This window comes from Pantoea sp. Fr+CA_20 (assembly GCF_024520835.1).
Lineage (GTDB): Bacteria > Pseudomonadota > Gammaproteobacteria > Enterobacterales > Enterobacteriaceae > Pantoea > Pantoea allii.
This window is the reverse complement of sequence record NZ_JALNPN010000055.1, coordinates 1-419: the sequence shown is the minus strand read 5'-3', so window position 1 is coordinate 419 and position 419 is coordinate 1. Positions and strand designations below refer to the sequence as shown.

Genomic DNA, 419 nt, shown 5'->3' with positions numbered 1-419 from the left:
GTTAATCACAAGCGCGTGTACCGCCTTTATCATCTGAACGGGCTGGGCGTTAAACGCAGACGTCGTCGTAAAGGGCTTGCAACAGAACGTCTGCCGCTGCTCCGCCCGGCGGCGCCCAACATGACCTGGTCGATGGATTTCGTCATGGATGCGCTGGCTACTGGTCGCAGGATCAAGTGCCTTACCTGCGTCGATGACTTCACAAAGGAATGCCTGACGGTCACTGTTGCCTTCGGGATTTCAGGCGTGCAGGTCACGCGTATTCTGGACAGCATTGCGCTGTTTCGCGGCTATCCGGCTACGATAAGAACCGATCAGGGCCCGGAGTTTACCTGCCGCGCGCTCGATCAGTGGGCCTTTGAGCATGGAGTGGAGCTGCGACTTATCCAGCCCGGCAAGCCGACGCAGAACGGATTTAT

1 protein-coding gene is annotated in these 419 nt (G+C 57.8%); it reads left to right on the top strand.

The window, feature by feature from the left end:
• Positions 1–419: DDE-type integrase/transposase/recombinase (locus NR177_RS23775; RefSeq protein ID WP_256853804.1), on the top strand; the 419-nt coding region annotated here is incomplete at both ends.